This is a genomic window from Hydrogenophaga laconesensis, assembly GCF_031457235.1.
GTDB lineage: Bacteria > Pseudomonadota > Gammaproteobacteria > Burkholderiales > Burkholderiaceae_C > Hydrogenophaga > Hydrogenophaga laconesensis.
In genome coordinates this window covers 37,662-52,758 of sequence record NZ_JAVDWE010000008.1, presented here as the reverse complement: position 1 = coordinate 52,758, position 15,097 = coordinate 37,662, and the positions used below count along the sequence as shown (strand labels likewise).

Genomic DNA, 15,097 nt, shown 5'->3' with positions numbered 1-15,097 from the left:
CCCTGGAAACACCGGCGCATGGCCGGGCCTCGCCGAAGTCCTTCGGCCTGTTCCAGCGCGAACAGCGCAGCCTGTTCGGCGAGATCCTGGACTGGATGCTCACCCCATTGCTGCTGCTGTGGCCACTGTCGCTGGCGCTGACCTGGTTCGTTGCCCAAGGCATCGCCAGCAAGCCCTTCGACCGCGCGCTCGAGTTCAACCTGCAGGCACTGACCCAGTTCGTCGGCAACCAGAACGGTCAGGTCAGCTTCAACCTCAACGCACAGGCGCGCGACCTGCTGCGCGCCGACGACAGCGACCTCGTCTACTACCAGGTGATCGACCCGCGTGGCCGCCTTGTCAGTGGCGAGGTCGACTTTCCCAGACCGCGCGAAGACGAGGTTCCCGAGCCCGGCCGTGTGCTGCTGCGCGATGACATGGTGCGCGGCGACGAGGTTCGCGTCGCCTACACCTGGCTGATGCGCAACGACCCGGACAACCTCGTGCTGATGCAGGTGGCGGAGACGCGCGGCAAGCGCTCCACGCTGGCCGCCGAAATCATCAAGGGCGTGATGATCCCGCAATTCGTCATCCTCCCACTGGCGGTGCTGCTGGTCTGGCTGGCCCTGGTGCGCGGCATTCGACCGCTCAACGAACTGGAGCAGCGCATCCGTGCCCGCAAGCCCGACGATCTCAGCCCGATCGAAGAGTCGGCCATCCCGCAGGAAGTCGCCCCCCTGGTGTCGTCCATCAACGACCTGCTCACGCGGCTGAAGGCCTCGCTCACCACACAGCGGCGGTTTCTCGCTGACGCGGCGCACCAGCTCAAGACGCCGCTGGCCGGTCTGCGCATGCAGGCCGAACTGGCACAGCGTGAAACCGATGCGACCGAAATCCGTGGCTCGCTCAAGCAGATCGCGCGCTCCAGCACGCGCGCCACGCACACGGTCAATCAGCTGCTCGCGCTGGCGCGTGCGGAGACCACGGGCCGCGCCCTGCCCAGTGCCCGCGTCGATCTGGCCCGGCTGGTGCGCGGCGTGGTGCAGGAGTCGGTTCCGCGCGCACTCGAGCACGGCATCGACCTGGGCTGCGAGGGCCCCGAGGAAGTGCCCGAGGACTGCCTCATGGACGGTAACCCGACCCTGCTGCAGGAGATGGTGCGCAACCTGGTGGACAACGCCATCAACTACAGCGGACGCGGTGGCGTGGTGACTGCGCGCGTGCTGGTCGACCCGTTCAGCGGTGTGCAGATCCTGCAGGTGGAAGACAACGGGCCGGGCATCCCGGAGAACGAGCGCGAGTTCGTGATGCAGCCGTTCTACCGCGCGCTCGGCACCAACGTGGACGGCTCAGGCCTGGGCCTGACCATCGTGCAGGAGATCGCGCAGCAGCACAGCGCGACGGTGATGATGGAGAGCGCACATCCCGATCGCCACCCACCGGGCCTGCTCGCCTCGGTGCGATTCACACCGAAGGCGCCCCGGGCGACGGTCTGAGGTTCAGGCCTTGGGCCTGTAGATGTTCAGCACCAACCGCTCTCGCTCCACCGCACGCGCCACGGCGGGCAGGGTCGCGAAGCGCTGGGCCAGGTCCCAGGTGGCCGGCAGCGTGGAGGGGTCGATGCCCGCGAAGCCGCCCCAGCGCAGCAGCGTGAGCGCGTAGGCATCCAGCGCACCCGGGCGCTCACCGGTCATCCAGGGCGACGCCTTCTCGGCCATCGCTTCGATCTCACCCAGCAGCCCACGGTAGGACTGGGCGGCGAAAGCACGGACGGCTTTCTGCACCGCCTCGTCGTCGCTGTATTTTTCCGGCATGAACACGTGCGTGAAGGTGGGGTGCACCGTGTTGTTCATCCATGTCAGCGTCTGAAGCGCACGCGTGCGCGCGAGGCCGGACGCTGGCAGGATGCCGGCCTCGGGCAGTTGGGCATCGAGGTGCAGCAGAATCGCCACGATCTGCGTGATCACCTCATCGCCATCGACCAGCACTGGCACCTGGCCACGCGGATTGATGGCCAGGTACTCCGGGCTGCGCTGTTCGTTCTTGTGCAGCTTGACGCCGTTCGGCTCGAAGGCGACGCCCGAGAGTTCCAGCATGCTGTGCGGCACGAACGAGCACGCACCCGGGGCGAAATAGAGTTTCAGGCTCACGGTTCTGTCTCCTCGACGTTCAATGGACGGGTGTTCAGGAAAGGTGCTGGCCCACGATACCGGCGATCTCGAACATCGTCACCTGGTCCTTGCCGAACACCGGGCGCAGCTTGGCGTCGGCATTGACCTTGCGCTTGTCCGCGGCATCCTGCAGGCCGTTGGCCTTGATGTAGTCCCACAGTTTCTTCACCACCTCGGGACGCGACACCAGGCCATCGCCGATGACGGCAGCCAGCGCGCTGCTGGGTTGCTTGCCGCTGGCGGTGGTGGTCTTGCGCGGCGCCTTCGCGGCCTTGGCGGGCGCCGCCTTCTTCGCGGCAGGCGCCTTCTTTGCAGCGGCCTTCTTGGCGGGCGCGGCCTTGGCCGGTGCACCGGCCGCTGTCTTGCGAGGCGGGAACTTGCTGGCGCGCGGTTCGAATTCGAAATTCACCTTGCCGGCTTCCTTGTCCCAGGCGAGGAAGGCCTTGAACGCGCGGCGCGTGCGCATGGAGACGAACTTGTCGAGCAGATCCGTCTTGCCAGTTTCCAGCAGCTTGGTCATCTGCTCGCGCGCCACCGGCTGTTGCAGGATGATCTTGCCGCTCTTGAAGTCGCAGGTGGGTGTGGGTTGCGCCAGCGTGGGCACGGCGCGCTCGCACACGTAGTTGCTGCCGTGCTCGTGCACGGCACCGCCGCACTTGGGGCAGGCACCCAGCGATTCGCTGCCGGTGAAGTCCACCAGCTCGCCCGTCTCCTCGGCCTTCTTGTCGTCACCGAAGTCGAACTCGAGCTTCCAGTTGTTGTCTTCCTCGCTGAACTTGATCACGATCTCGGCCACGAAGGGCCACCCGGCCTTGGAGCGGAAGCCCTCGAGCGGGCCGATCTTCTTGTCGCGCAGCAGCTGCTCTGCCTCCTCCGGTTCGAAGGTGCGGCCGGCCGGCGATTTGCCGAACGAGAAGCCACAGCCCTCGCTGTTGCCATCGGCCCCGGTGCAGCCATAGCGGCGGTAGTTCTCCTTCACCACACCGCCGCAGTTCGGGCACGGGGTGGACAGCGTGGCGTAGTTGCCGGGAATCGTGTCGCGGTCGTATTCCTTGGCCTTCTTGACCATGCGCTCGGTCATGGCAGCGATCTCGCCCATGAACGCAGCGCGGCTCAGCTTGCCATGCTCCATCTGCGACAGCTTGTATTCCCACTCGCCGGTGAGCTCGGCCTTGGACAGTTCTTCCACCTGCAGGCCGCGCAGCAGCGTCATGAGCTGGAAGGCCTTGGCCGTGGGAATGAGCTCGCGGCCTTCGCGCAGCATGTACTTCTCGGTCAGCAGGCCTTCGATGATGGCCGCGCGCGTGGCTGGCGTGCCCAGGCCCTTTTCCTGCATCGCCTCGCGCAGTTCGTCGTCGTCCACCAGCTTGCCCGCGCCTTCCATGGCGCCGAGCAGCGTGGCTTCCGAGTAGCGCGCGGGCGGTTTGGTCTTGAGGCCCTTGGCCTCGGCGGATTCGGTGCGCACCGTTTCGCCTTCACGCACCGGCACCAGGTTCTGGCCCTTGTCGCCGTCCTTTGCGCCCTCGACGTCCTCGGCCGCCTCCTTGCCGTACACCGCCATCCAGCCCGGCTTCACGAGCACCTTGCCTTCGGTCTTGAAGTGGTGGTTGAGCACGGTGCTGATGCGGGTGGTCACCATGAACTCCGCGCTCGGGAAGAACACCGCGATGAAGCGGCGCACGACGAGGTCGTAGAGCTTCTGTTCGGCATCCGACAGGCCACTGGGGGCCTGCAGCGTGGGAATGATGGCGAAGTGGTCGGAGACCTTGCTGTTGTCGAAGACGCGCTTGCTGGGCTTGATGTAGCCATTGCCCAGCGCCGTCTGCGCATGCGGCGCCAGGTGCTTCATGCCACTGCCCGCCAGCATCTCGAAGGTCTGCTTCACCGTGCCGAGGTAGTCTTCCGGCAGCGCGCGCGAATCGGTACGCGGGTAGGTCAGTGCCTTGTGGCGTTCGTACAGGCTTTGCGCCAGCTGCAGGGTGGTCTTGGCGGAAAAACCGAACCGCCCGTTGGCCTCGCGCTGCAGGCTGGTGAGGTCGTACAGCAGGCCGCTGGCCTGCGTGGTGGGCTTGCTCTCCTCGGTGACGCTGGCGGCCTTGCCGCGCACCGCCTCGACGATGGCCAGCGCGTCGCGGTGGTTCCAGATCCGGTCGGCGCGCAGATCGGCATCGGCGTCGTCGCCGGTGGGCTTCCTGAAGTTCGGGTCGAACCACTTGCCGGGGTATTCGCCTGCCTCGGCCAGGAAGGACGCGTGGATTTCCCAGTAGTCGCGGCTCTTGTGCGCGCGGATCTTTTCCTCGCGTTCGACCACGATGGACAAGGTCGGCGTCTGCACCCGACCCACGGTGGTGAGGAAAAACCCGCCATCGCGCGAGTTGAAGGCGGTCATGGCGCGCGTGCCGTTGATGCCCACCATCCAGTCGGCCTCGGAGCGGCTGCGCGCGGCGTCGGCCAGGCCACGCATCTGCTCGTCGGTGCGCAGCTGTTCGAAACCGTCGCGGATCGCCGCCGGCGTCATGGACTGCAGCCACAGGCGTTGCACCGGCTTGCCCAGGCCCTGGTAGCCGCCGTTCTTCAGCCCGCCAGCGTACTGCTCGATCAACCGGAAGATCAGTTCACCCTCGCGTCCCGCGTCACAGGCGTTGATGAGCCGCGTCACGTCCTTGCGCTTGGCGAGCCGGACCACGGCCGACAGCCGCGACTTGGTCTTGTCGATCGGCTTGAGCTCGAAGTAGGGCGGCAGCACCGGCAGGTGCGCGAAGCTCCATTTGCCCCGCTTCACATCGAACTGCTCGGGCGCGGCGATCTCCACCAAGTGGCCGACGGCAGAAGTCACCACATATTTGTCGTTCTCGAAGTGGTCGTCGTGCTTCTCGAACTTGCCCGCCACCGGCGTGAGCGCACGCACGATGTCCTGTGCCACGGACGGCTTCTCGGCAATGACGAGGGTTTTGGCAGGGCCTTCTGTTTTCATCTCTACAATCTGCTTTCACGCGCGTGTACACGCGCACATGGGCACGCGCACACCCGCGCGCACCTGCATGAAACAACCTTACCAAATATTTCGGCCGTGACGAAAAGCCCCCGCCAGGCGCAGCCGCGCCCATCTTCCGCCAAGGCCAAGGCCGCCGCACCCACCGGCCGGCGCATCCAGACACGGCGCTCCGGCGTGCATGGCAAGGGTGTGTATGCCGTGGTCGACCTCGCCGAAGGCGAGACGCTCATCGAATACGTGGGCGAGATCATCAGTTGGGACGAAGCGCTGCGCCGCCACCCCCACGACCCCAGCGATCCGAACCACACGTTCTATTTCCACATCGATGAAGACCACGTCATCGATGCCAAGGTCGGCGGCAACTCGGCGCGCTGGATCAACCACAGCTGCAAGCCCAACTGCGAGGCGGATGTCGAGGATGGCCGCGTGTTCATCCGCGCGCTGCGCAACATCCGGGCTGGTGAGGAGTTGTTCTACGACTACGGCCTCGTGATCGACGAGCCCTACACCCCCAAGCTCAAGGCCGAATACCCCTGCTGGTGCGGGGCCAAGAAATGCCGGGGCACGCTGCTCGCGCCCAAGCGGCCCGGGCGCGCATCGAAACTGGGCTGAGCCCGTTTCTCGCGCATGGCGGACTCCCTGACCCATCACGCCGAAGCGGTGTGGCAGGCCGTGGTGCCATCGTTGCCCGGCTTCACGGTGGAGGTGCTGCCCAGCATCGACTCCACCAGCAGCGAACTCATGCGTCGTGCGCGCAGTGGCATGCTGGAGCCGGTGCTGTTGACCGCCGAAGCGCAGACAGCCGGCCGGGGCCGGCTTGGCAAGGGCTGGCACAGCCGGCCGGGGCAGTCGCTCACGTTCTCCATCGCACTGCCGCTCGCGCCATCGAGCTGGTCAGGGCTGTCGCTCGCGGTGGGCGTGAGCCTGGCGCACAGCCTGCACCCCGATGTGCGGCTGAAGTGGCCGAACGACCTCTGGCTGCAGCAGCGCAAGCTGGGCGGCATCCTCGTCGAAACCGCGAGCACCGGTGAGGCCACGCAGGGCCTGCGCATGGTGGTGATCGGCGTGGGCATCAACATCGCCCGTCCCGAGACCGCCGCCGTCACCGCGCTGGCACCGGCGGGCGCCACCGTGGCGGCCATGGCGCCGGCCGGCCTGGCCGAGGTGCTGGTGGGTGTCACGCCCGGCGAAGCGCTCGAGCGCGTGGTGCCTACGCTGGTGCAGGACGTGCTCGCATTCGCCTCGCAGGGCTTTCCCACCTTCGCGCAGCGCTTCGCCCGCCTGGATGCGCTGCAAGGCCTGTCGGTGCGGCTGTCCGACGGCACGCAGGGCACCGCCTGCGGCGTCACCGAGGAAGGCGCCTTGCAGGTGTTGACCGCCGGCGGCATGCAGAGCGTGACCAGCGCGGAAGTGAGCGTGCGCCCATGCTGAGGTGGGCGGTCGTCCTGCTGGTGCTGGCCAACGCCGGCTATTTCGCCTGGACGCGGGGCTACCTGGACGGCCTGGGCATGGCACCGGTCGAGCAGCGCGAACCGGAGCGACTCGCGGGGCAGGTGAAGCCCGAAGCCTTGCGGCTGCTCAACGGCCCCAAGGGGGTCGATGCGCCCGCCGCCACCCCGGCTGCAGCACCTGCCGCGCCTGAAGCGCCTCCGGCCACCGGGCCAGCGGCGACGGCGGACGCCCCCGCGCCAGCACCTGAAGCTCCCCCCCCGAAATCCGCGCCCGCATCCGCTGTGGCCACCAACGCGCCGCGCGAATGCTGGCAGGCCACAGGCTTCACCGAGCCACAGGTCGAGCTGCTGCGCGCCGAACTGGCCTTGCTGGGCCTGCCGGCCAGCAGCTGGCAGTTCACCGAAAGCCGCAGCAGCGGCCGCTGGATCGTGTACATGGGCCGCTACGACAACATCGAACAGGTGGAGCGCAAGAAAGCCGAACTGCGCGCCCTCGGCGTGCAGTTCCGCGAACTCACCACAAGCGGCCTGGCGCCCGGGCTGGCATTGGGCACCTATTCCACCGAGGCGGCGGCACGGCAGGCGCTGCAGCAGACCGAGCAAGGTGGCGTGCGCACAGCCAAGGTCGCACAGGAACGCGCGGAAAGCGTGTCGTTCTCGCTGCGCCTGCCTTCCATCACCGACGCGCAACGGGCTTCGGTGGATGGGTTGCGCGAGGCCATGGCCGGCAAGACCTTGCGCCGCTGCGGCTGAGCCGGCAGGCCGCCAGGTGGCGGGTCAGCCGCGTGGGCGGCGGCGCTGGAACCAGGCCACGGCGATCACCCAGGCCCACAAGCTCAGGCCCCACAGGTGGCTGGTGGCTCCGCCGCCCCCACCACCACCGGCAGGCGGCGGAGGCATGACGGCCACGCCGCGGACCGTGTCCTCCCCGGACCGGCCGAAGTTGTCGACCACGGTGAGCGAGAACACGTAGGTGCTCTCGCTCACGAGCGTGGCGGTGGCCACGGCGGTGTTGGCCGACGAGAGGGCCACCGGTGGCCCGCTCACCTGCACCCACTGGTACGACACGATGCTGGCACCCGGAATCGCCACGCTCTGCTGCCCGTCGAGCGTGATGACCGTGCCCGGTTCGACCTCATTGAGAGGCCGGATCACCACCGCAGGGCCGGTGGCGAGCTGCACGGAGGTGCGGGCATCCAGCAGACCGGTGCCGCAGGTGGCTGTGGTGCAGTTGCAGACCCCGGTACCCGGCGTTCCGCACGCGGCCAGCCCGGCCACCGCCTCGTGCGGCCGCGCACCGGCCTTCATGCGTTCGATGAGCTGGCGAGGGGTCAGGGAAGGATTGACCGCCAGCATCAGGCTGGCGATACCGGCAGCCTGCGGCGCGGCGAAGCTGCTGCCCTGCTTGTAGCTGTAGATGTCCGCGCCCGGCGTGGTGCTGCCGCTGTTGTCGGTCGACAGCAGCAGGGTCGTGGTGCCCCCCTCGGTTGACCCACCCGGTGCGGCCACGGCGACGCGTGTGCCGAAATTGGAGTACGCCGCTTTGGCGCCATCCTTGCGGACGGAGGCCACGGCCATCACCCGGCGGCAGTCGGCCGGGCGGGTGAGCATGGTGTCCAGGTTGCCCGCGGCCACGACGATCAGCGAGCCGGCGTTGGTGACCGCGTCGATGGTGGTCTGGTAGGCGCCGTCGCAAGCCACGTCGCCGCCAAAGCTCAGGTTGATCACGCGGGCGGGATTGGGATTCGTGGGCAGCCCGCTCACCGGCAGGCCGGCGGCCCAGCGCAGACCGTCCAGCAAGTCCGACAGCAGGGCGCCGCATTTGCCGGCCACCCGCACGGGCAGGATGCGTGCGTTCCAGTTGATGCCCGCCACGCCTTGCACGTTGTCGGTGGCGGCAGCGATCTGCCCGGCAATGAAGGTGCCGTGCCAGGAGCTGCTGGCGAGGTCGCAGCCTGCAAACAGCGGCTTCGTCCTGTCGTTGGCGTCGACCCAGTCGCCCGGGTCGGTGGGGTCCGCATCGCGGCCGTCGCCGTCGTTCGCCACGGACAGGTCGCTCACAAGATCGTGGCCCGGCAGCAGCTTGCCGGCCAGATCCGGATGGCTGGGTCGGATGCCACTGTCCACCACGGCGACCACGGCGGTGGGGCCGCTGCTGCTGCCCGTGGTGTCGCCCCAGGGGCTGGGCAGGTTCAGGCCTGCCGCGTTGCCGGCAGCCAGATCGGGTGCCTGCAGGTGCCACTGCTGCGAGAACAGCGCGTCGTTGGGCATGCGCGGCGCCAGGCGTGGCACGAGCACATCCGGTTCGACCCAGGCCACGTCGGGATGCAGGCGTGCACGGCGCACGGCGTTTTCGAGCGCCTGGCCTCGCAGGGGCCGGTCGAAACGCAGCAACCCCGCGTTGCCCGCTTCACCGGGCGTGGCGTCGGGAAGGCCCGCTTCCTTCTTCAAGCGGGCCAGCCGTTCACGCCCCTTGCGGGCCTGGCCGTCCCATTGGGCGCGGACCCGGTCGCGGCCGCTGGCCCAGGGGCCCTCGCCGCCGAGTTTTGCCGAGGCGTTCGCATCGTCCTTGAACACGATGATCAGCCCGGCGGCCTCGCGGCCTTCGGTCTGCGACTGCGCCATGGCGGAGGTTGCGCCCACCCCGGCCAGGGCGGACGCGCACAGGATCACCAACGTAGGAAGCAGTCGCCTCATGGGAATGGGGGCACCAGGCCATGGGCCAAGTGCAAGTGTGTGTAATGCAGCGAAAGATTTTGACACGCTCCCGCCGCCGCCCTTCGGCAATTCCGCACAGCCGGTCGGTCAGGGCGCTCAGACCGTTGCTTTGTTGCCTTGCAACACCTCGAACCAGTCCAGCGCCTCGTTCCACAGCGGCACTGCCCTGGGCCGGAAGTACCCCATGTGGCCGATCGGTCCGAGACCCGAACGCCGCGGGTCGATGGTGATGGCTCGCACAGCCGTGTTGCGGTAACCCGCCATGAACGCGTCGCGCGAAGCCGGCGGGGCCCAGGCGTCGTCCAGCGCATTGGCGGCCACGATCGGAAAGCGGACCAGCGCGAAGCGGTCCGTGACGGCCTTCATCTGCGGGTCGTCGAAGAAGTAACGAGGGAAGCGGCACCACCGGCGCCACTGCCGGTACACGTCCAGGGGCAGGTCCTCGCCCATGCCGAGGCGGCTCCAGGGCAGGTAACCGGCGAAACGGGTCCAGACGGGCCCCAGCACGCGCCACATGAAGAGCACGCGCAGGCGTTCCAGGGGCGGCATCCAGCCATGCCAGCCGGCGCCCGTGGCAAAGGTCCAGGCGCCATCGATCCATTCCTGATGCGGCAACAGGCCCAACGCGTGGCCGCCATACGAATGCCCCACGAGATAGAGCGGCATGCCGTCCTGCCGCATGGCTTCGACGCCGGCGGCCAGGTCGAGCCGGCCCCAGTCGAGGTAATCCATGCGAAAGCCCTTGAGCGAGGGCGGTGCCGAATGTCCGATGCCGCGGTAGTCAAGTGTGAGCACGTCGAAGCCGCGTCGCGCGGCGTGCTCGGCAAAGCGCTTGTAGAAGCCCTGGGGCACCGCAGTGGCGCCGCCGATCACCAGATGGCCAAGCGGTGGCGTCGGGCTGCGGTAGCGGGTGGCCGCGAGGGCATAACCATCGGCGGCGTGCAGGGTGAGCCGTTCGATGCGAATCTCTGCCTCGGTGGCGGGTGAAGCGGTCATGGGAGTCTCCCGTCAGAACGGTTCAGCGCTTGGCACGCGCGGCCAGCAGCGTCAGCAACGTCTGCGTCGCCTGCTGGATGGGTTCGGTGCTGTGGGCCACCCGCGCCTGCAGGAGCCCTCCTTCGTAGGTGGCGACGATCAGCGCCGCCACGCCCTGCGCCGATTCGCGTGGTTCACCCACCTGCTCCAGCGCCTGCGCAATGCGCTCCCGCAGCGTGGCGAACGCGCGCGCCAGGGCCTCGCGCAGCGCATGGTCGTCGGGTGTGCTTTCCAGGGCAACCGTCGCCAGCGGGCAGCCGGCGTGAAAACCGGTGCTGCTCAGCCGCGTGGTCGCGGCCTGCATCCATTGCCGCGCGGCCTCGATCGGATCTTCGTGCCGCGACAGCAGACCGTCCAGCCACGCCAGCATGCGCGCGACCACGTCGTCGATGGACGCCACGGCCAACTCGGTCTTGCCGCCGGGAAAGTGGTGGTACAGCACCCCCTTGGGTGCGCCAGCCTGCGCCAGCAGCTCGGTCAGTCCGATGCCGTGCAGACCGCGTCGGCACAAGGCATCGGTCATGGCCGCGATCAGGCGATCGCGGGTGCCGGGCAGGGCGTCAGTGGGGAGGTGAGGCATGACCGCAATCTATAGACCGGTCGGTCTGGTGTCAACATGCGCCCTGTTGCGCAAGTGGCATGGCCAACAAAAAAGCGCCCGAAGGCGCTTTCCCGAATCAAGTGAGCTTGCGCTTACTTGGCGACCACACGCACCATCTCGAGGCACTTGTTGGAGTAGCCCCACTCGTTGTCGTACCAGCTCACCACCTTGATGAAGGTCTTGTCCAGCGCAATCCCCGCGTCCGCATCGAAGATCGACGTGCGCGTGTCCCCGCGGAAGTCGGTCGCCACCACCTTGTCCGTCGTGTAGCCCAGCACCCCCTTGAGCGCACCCTCGCTCTGCGCCTTCATCTCCGCGCAGATCTCCTCGTAGCTCGCCTCGCTGTTGAGCTCCACCGTCAGGTCCACCACCGACACATCGCTCGTGGGCACCCGGAAGCTCATCCCGGTCAGCTTCTTGTTCAGCTCGGGGATCACCACCCCCACCGCCTTGGCTGCGCCCGTGCTGCTGGGGATGATGTTCTCCAGGATCCCACGACCGCCGCGCCAGTCCTTGTTGCTCGGCCCGTCCACCGTCTTCTGCGTCGCCGTGGCCGCGTGCACCGTCGTCATCAGCCCGCGCTTGATCCCCCACTTGTCGTTGAGCACCTTGGCAATCGGCGCCAGGCAGTTCGTCGTGCAGCTGGCGTTGGAGATGATCGCCTCGCCCTTGTACGTCTTGTCGTTCACCCCGAAGACGAACATCGGCGTGTCGTCCTTGGAGGGGGCCGACAGGATGACCTTCTTCGCGCCCGCATCCAGGTGCTTCTGCGCCGTGGCCTTGTCCAGGAACAGGCCGGTGGATTCGATCACCACCTCGGCGCCCACTTCGGCCCACTTCAGGTTGGCCGGGTCGCGTTCCTGCGTCAGGCGGATCTTCTTGCCGTTGACGATCAGGGTGTTGCCTTCGACCTTCACCTCACCCTTGAAGCGCCCGTGCACGCTGTCGTACTGCAGCATGTAGGCCAGGTAGTCGGGTTCGAGCAGGTCGTTGATGGCCACCACTTCGATGTCCCCGAAGTTCTGGATCGCGCTGCGCAGCACGTTGCGCCCGATTCGGCCAAAGCCGTTGATGCCGATCTTGATCGTCATGTGTCGTCTCTCCTGATAGGTTTCAAAAAACTAACAAATCACTTCGCGAGCACGGCACGCACCGTGTCCGCCACGTTCTGATCGGTGAAACCGAAATGCTTGAACAGCACCGGGGCGGGGGCGGACTCGCCGTAGGTGTCGATACCGACCACGGCTGCCACGCCGTACTTCCACCATCCGTCTGTGGCACCCATTTCGACGGCAACGCGCGGCACGCCGGCCGGCAGCACCGAGGCCTTGTAAGCCGCGCTCTGGCGGTCGAAAGCCGTGGTGCTGGGCATGGACACCACGCGCACGGCGATTTTGTGTTCACGCGCGAGCAGTTCCTGCGCCTTGAGCGCGAGCTGCACTTCGGAACCCGTGGCAACGATCACGGCCTGAGCCTTTTTCTTCAGACCCACCTCGGCCGGCTCGGCGAGGACGTAGGCGCCCTTGCTGATGTCGGAGAGGTCGTGCTTGGGCGCGTAGGGCAGGTTCTGGCGCGAGAGCAGCAGCGCGGTCGGGCGGCTGTCGTTCTGCAGCGCCACGGCCCACGCCACGGCGGTTTCGGCGGTGTCGGCCGGGCGCCAGACGTCCAGGTTGGGAATCAGGCGCAGGCTGGCGGCGTGCTCGATCGACTGGTGGGTCGGGCCGTCTTCGCCCAGACCGATGGAGTCGTGCGTGAACACGTGCACCACGCGCTGCTTCATCAGCGCGGCCATGCGGATGGCATTGCGGCTGTAGTCGCTGAAAGTCAGGAAGGTGCCACCGTAAGGGATGTAGCCGCCGTGCAGCGCCACGCCATTCATGATGGCCGCCATGCCGAATTCGCGCACGCCGTAATTGATGTGGCGGCCACCGACGCCCTGCTCGTTCTTCACCACGTCGCCGGCCATGTTGAACCGCAGGCTGGGGGTGGACCTGGTGTTGGTGAGGTTGGAGCCGGTGAGGTCGGCGGAGCCACCCAGCAGTTCAGGCAGTGCGGCGGTGAAGGTTTCCAGCGCGAGCTGGCTGGCCTTGCGGCTGGCCACGGTCTCGGCCTTGGCGTGCGCGGCCACAGCGGCATCCACGGCCACCTGGGCGAAGTTCTTCGGCAACTCGCCCTTCATGCGGCGGGTGAACTCTTTCGCGAGCTCGGGGAAGGCGGCCTTGTAGGCGGCGAACTTGCCGTTCCAGTCGGCCTCCACCGCCTGACCAGCGGCCTTGGCGTCCCACGCGGCGTACACGTCCTGCGGCACTTCGAAGGGCTTGTGCATCCAGCCCAGCGCCTCACGGGTGAGCTGGATCTCTTCGGAGCCCAGCGGCTCGCCGTGCGCCTTCGCGGTGTTGGCGCGGTTCGGGCTGCCCTTGCCGATGTGCGTCTTGCAGATGATCAGCGTGGGCCCGAACGTGCCCATGCTCGCCTTGTTCTTGGCGTCGGCAATGGCGCGGTCCACGGCGTCGGCATCATGGCCATCGATCGGGCCGATCACGTTCCAGCCGCTGGCGGTGAAGCGCAGCGCGGTGTTGTCGATGAACCAGGGCGTGACCTGGCCGTCGATGGAGATGCCGTTGTCGTCGTACAGCGCGATCAGCTTGTTCAGCTTCCAGGCGCCGGCCAGCGCCACGGCTTCGTGGCTGATGCCTTCCATCAGGCAACCGTCGCCCAGGAACACGTAGGTGTGGTGGTCGACGATGGCATGGCCTTCGCGGTTGAACTCGGACGCCAGCAGCTTCTCGGCCAGCGCCATGCCGACGGCGTTGGTGATGCCCTGGCCCAGCGGGCCGGTGGTGGTTTCCACGCCGGGGGTGATGCCCACTTCCGGGTGACCGGCGGTCTTGCTGTGCAGCTGGCGGAAGTTCTTGAGTTCACCGATCGGCAGCTTGTAGCCCGTGAGGTGCAGCAGCGCATAGATCAGCATGGAGCCGTGGCCGTTGGACAGCACGAAGCGGTCGCGGTTGGCCCACTGCGGATTGGCCGGGTTGTGGCGCAGGTGGCGGCCCCAGAGCGCCACAGCCATGTCGGCCATGCCCATGGGCGCGCCGGGGTGGCCGGAATTGGCCTGTTGCACCGCGTCCATCGCCAGGGCACGGATGGCATTGGCCTGGGTCTGGGCGGACACAGCCGATGCGGCGGAGGCGGATGGGGTGGGGGTGCTGGCAGCGTCGGACATGGGTGCTGGGGAGGTAGGAGGGGGGAGGGACTGCGCCGCAGCGCAAAACCCCGGATTTTATCGGGCCCGCCCCAACCCCCTTTCCCCACGGCCCACCCGGAGTGGCGCGCGCGCTCATAATTCCCGGATGCGTCCGGCCCTGTGCATCCGGTTCGCGCACCGTCCACCGACCATGACCCGACTTGCCACCGCCCCCATCGCGGCCATGCTGCTTGCCGCCGGTCGCGGCATGCGCATGCGACCCCTGACCGACGACGTTCCCAAGCCCCTGCTCGTGGTGCACGGCAAGCCGCTGATGCAGTGGCCGCTGGAAGCCCTGGCGGTCAGCGGTTTCCGGCGTTTCGTGGTCAACACCGCCTGGCTGGGCGAACAGATCGACGCCTTCTGCCTGGACTGGCAGGCACAGCACCCTGGCACCGAGGTGACCATCTCGCGCGAAGGCCAGGATTTCGGCTACGCGCTCGAAACCGCCGGCGGGATCGCGCGCGCGCTGCCCCTGCTGGGCGAGGTGTTCTGGGTGCTCGCGGGCGACGTGTACGCGCCCGGCTTCGCGTTCAGCCCGGTCAGCGTGGCCCGCTTCCAGGCCAGCGGCATGCTGGCGCACATCTGGCTGGTGCCCAATCCGCCTCACAACCCGCGCGGCGACTTCGGCCTGAGCGCCGATGGCATGGCACTCAACCAGACCGAGATGCGCCACACCTACAGCACGATCGGCCTGTACCGCCGCGAGCTGTTCGAGCCCCCCTGGTGCGACATCGTGGCGGGCAACCCGCAAGGCACGGCCGAACCGCTGGCGCCGCTGCTGCGACGCGCCATGGACGCCGGCCGTGTCAGCGCCGAGCTCTACACCGGGCCCTGGGTGGACGTGGGCACACCCGCCCGCCTGGCGGAGTTGAACGCCACCGCCTGAAACCCGGGCACCCC

General features: G+C 67.7%; 12 protein-coding genes. 5 read left to right on the top strand and 7 right to left on the bottom strand.

The window, feature by feature from the left end; all coding sequences use genetic code 11:
* The first annotated feature begins 95 nt into the window (after positions 1-95).
* The gene (locus J2X09_RS14800) at positions 96-1,475 is read left to right on the top strand and encodes a sensor histidine kinase (protein WP_204734355.1); all 1,380 of its coding nucleotides are present in this window, start codon (positions 96-98) and stop codon (positions 1,473-1,475) included.
* A 3-nt stretch (positions 1,476-1,478) separates the two neighbouring features.
* Here J2X09_RS14800 and J2X09_RS14795 read toward each other — a convergent pair whose 3' ends face one another.
* Positions 1,479-2,129 carry a glutathione S-transferase family protein gene (locus tag J2X09_RS14795; protein ID WP_204734160.1) on the bottom strand — a complete coding sequence of 217 codons (651 nt, stop codon included), beginning with the start codon at positions 2,127-2,129 and terminating at the stop codon, positions 1,479-1,481.
* A 34-nt stretch (positions 2,130-2,163) separates the two neighbouring features.
* Positions 2,164-5,124, bottom strand: a complete 2,961-nt coding sequence (locus J2X09_RS14790) for a DNA topoisomerase III (RefSeq protein ID WP_204734159.1) — start codon at positions 5,122-5,124, stop codon at positions 2,164-2,166.
* Between the two features lie 96 nt (positions 5,125-5,220).
* Here J2X09_RS14790 and J2X09_RS14785 point away from each other — a divergent pair, with 96 nt between their 5' ends.
* From J2X09_RS14785 to J2X09_RS14775, 3 genes are read left to right on the top strand one after another with little or no spacing between them, the layout of a single operon-like run.
* Positions 5,221-5,757 (top strand): SET domain-containing protein, encoded by a 537-nt coding sequence (locus tag J2X09_RS14785; protein WP_204734158.1) that lies wholly within the window; start codon positions 5,221-5,223, stop codon positions 5,755-5,757.
* Between the two features lie 15 nt (positions 5,758-5,772).
* Positions 5,773-6,576, top strand: a complete 804-nt coding sequence (locus J2X09_RS14780) for a biotin--[acetyl-CoA-carboxylase] ligase (RefSeq protein ID WP_204734157.1) — start codon at positions 5,773-5,775, stop codon at positions 6,574-6,576.
* Positions 6,570-7,349, top strand: a complete 780-nt coding sequence (locus J2X09_RS14775; protein WP_204734156.1) for an SPOR domain-containing protein — start codon at positions 6,570-6,572, stop codon at positions 7,347-7,349. Before J2X09_RS14780 ends, J2X09_RS14775 begins: the two co-directional genes overlap by 7 nt.
* Positions 7,350-7,373: 24 nt before the next feature.
* Here the strand turns inward: J2X09_RS14775 and J2X09_RS14770 are convergent, their stop codons facing one another.
* The 5 genes from J2X09_RS14770 to tkt all read right to left on the bottom strand — a co-directional run bounded on the left by J2X09_RS14770 (position 7,374) and on the right by tkt (position 14,173).
* Positions 7,374-9,293, bottom strand: coding sequence for a S8 family peptidase (locus J2X09_RS14770; RefSeq protein WP_204734155.1), 1,920 nt, complete (start codon positions 9,291-9,293; stop codon positions 7,374-7,376).
* A gap of 117 nt (positions 9,294-9,410) precedes the next feature.
* Positions 9,411-10,310: an alpha/beta hydrolase family protein gene (locus tag J2X09_RS14765; protein WP_204734154.1), complete on the bottom strand. Its 900-nt coding sequence runs from the start codon at positions 10,308-10,310 to the stop codon at positions 9,411-9,413.
* Between the two features lie 22 nt (positions 10,311-10,332).
* Complete coding sequence (locus J2X09_RS14760; protein WP_204734153.1) at positions 10,333-10,929, bottom strand: TetR/AcrR family transcriptional regulator; 597 nt, start codon at positions 10,927-10,929, stop codon at positions 10,333-10,335.
* A 113-nt stretch (positions 10,930-11,042) separates the two neighbouring features.
* The gene (gap, locus tag J2X09_RS14755) at positions 11,043-12,041 is read right to left on the bottom strand and encodes a type I glyceraldehyde-3-phosphate dehydrogenase (RefSeq protein WP_310308653.1); all 999 of its coding nucleotides are present in this window, start codon (positions 12,039-12,041) and stop codon (positions 11,043-11,045) included.
* Positions 12,042-12,079: 38 nt separating this feature from the next.
* On the bottom strand, positions 12,080-14,173 hold the full coding sequence (gene tkt, locus J2X09_RS14750; protein ID WP_204735718.1) for a transketolase: 2,094 nt from the start codon (positions 14,171-14,173) through the stop codon (positions 12,080-12,082).
* Positions 14,174-14,378: 205 nt separating this feature from the next.
* On the opposite strand from tkt, the gene J2X09_RS14745 reads away from it, so the two are divergent.
* Entirely contained in the window at positions 14,379-15,083 is a 705-nt protein-coding gene (locus tag J2X09_RS14745; protein WP_204735720.1) for a nucleotidyltransferase family protein, read from the top strand.
* Positions 15,084-15,097 lie beyond the last annotated feature (14 nt).

Bases quoted from the DNA above. Each gene is read 5' to 3' on its own strand.
- J2X09_RS14800 (WP_204734355.1), top strand. From the start codon at position 96: ATGCTCACCCCATTGCTGCTGCTGTGGCCACTGTCGCTGGCGCTGACC.
- J2X09_RS14790 (WP_204734159.1), bottom strand. From the start codon at position 5,124: ATGAAAACAGAAGGCCCTGCCAAAACCCTCGTCATTGCCGAGAAGCCG.
- J2X09_RS14780 (WP_204734157.1), top strand. From the start codon at position 5,773: ATGGCGGACTCCCTGACCCATCACGCCGAAGCGGTGTGGCAGGCCGTG.
- J2X09_RS14775 (WP_204734156.1), top strand. From the start codon at position 6,570: ATGCTGAGGTGGGCGGTCGTCCTGCTGGTGCTGGCCAACGCCGGCTAT.
- J2X09_RS14770 (WP_204734155.1), bottom strand. From the start codon at position 9,293: ATGAGGCGACTGCTTCCTACGTTGGTGATCCTGTGCGCGTCCGCCCTG.
- J2X09_RS14765 (WP_204734154.1), bottom strand. From the start codon at position 10,310: ATGACCGCTTCACCCGCCACCGAGGCAGAGATTCGCATCGAACGGCTC.
- J2X09_RS14760 (WP_204734153.1), bottom strand. From the start codon at position 10,929: ATGCCTCACCTCCCCACTGACGCCCTGCCCGGCACCCGCGATCGCCTG.
- gap (WP_310308653.1), bottom strand. From the start codon at position 12,041: ATGACGATCAAGATCGGCATCAACGGCTTTGGCCGAATCGGGCGCAAC.
- tkt (WP_204735718.1), bottom strand. From the start codon at position 14,173: ATGTCCGACGCTGCCAGCACCCCCACCCCATCCGCCTCCGCCGCATCG.
- J2X09_RS14745 (WP_204735720.1), top strand. From the start codon at position 14,379: ATGCTGCTTGCCGCCGGTCGCGGCATGCGCATGCGACCCCTGACCGAC.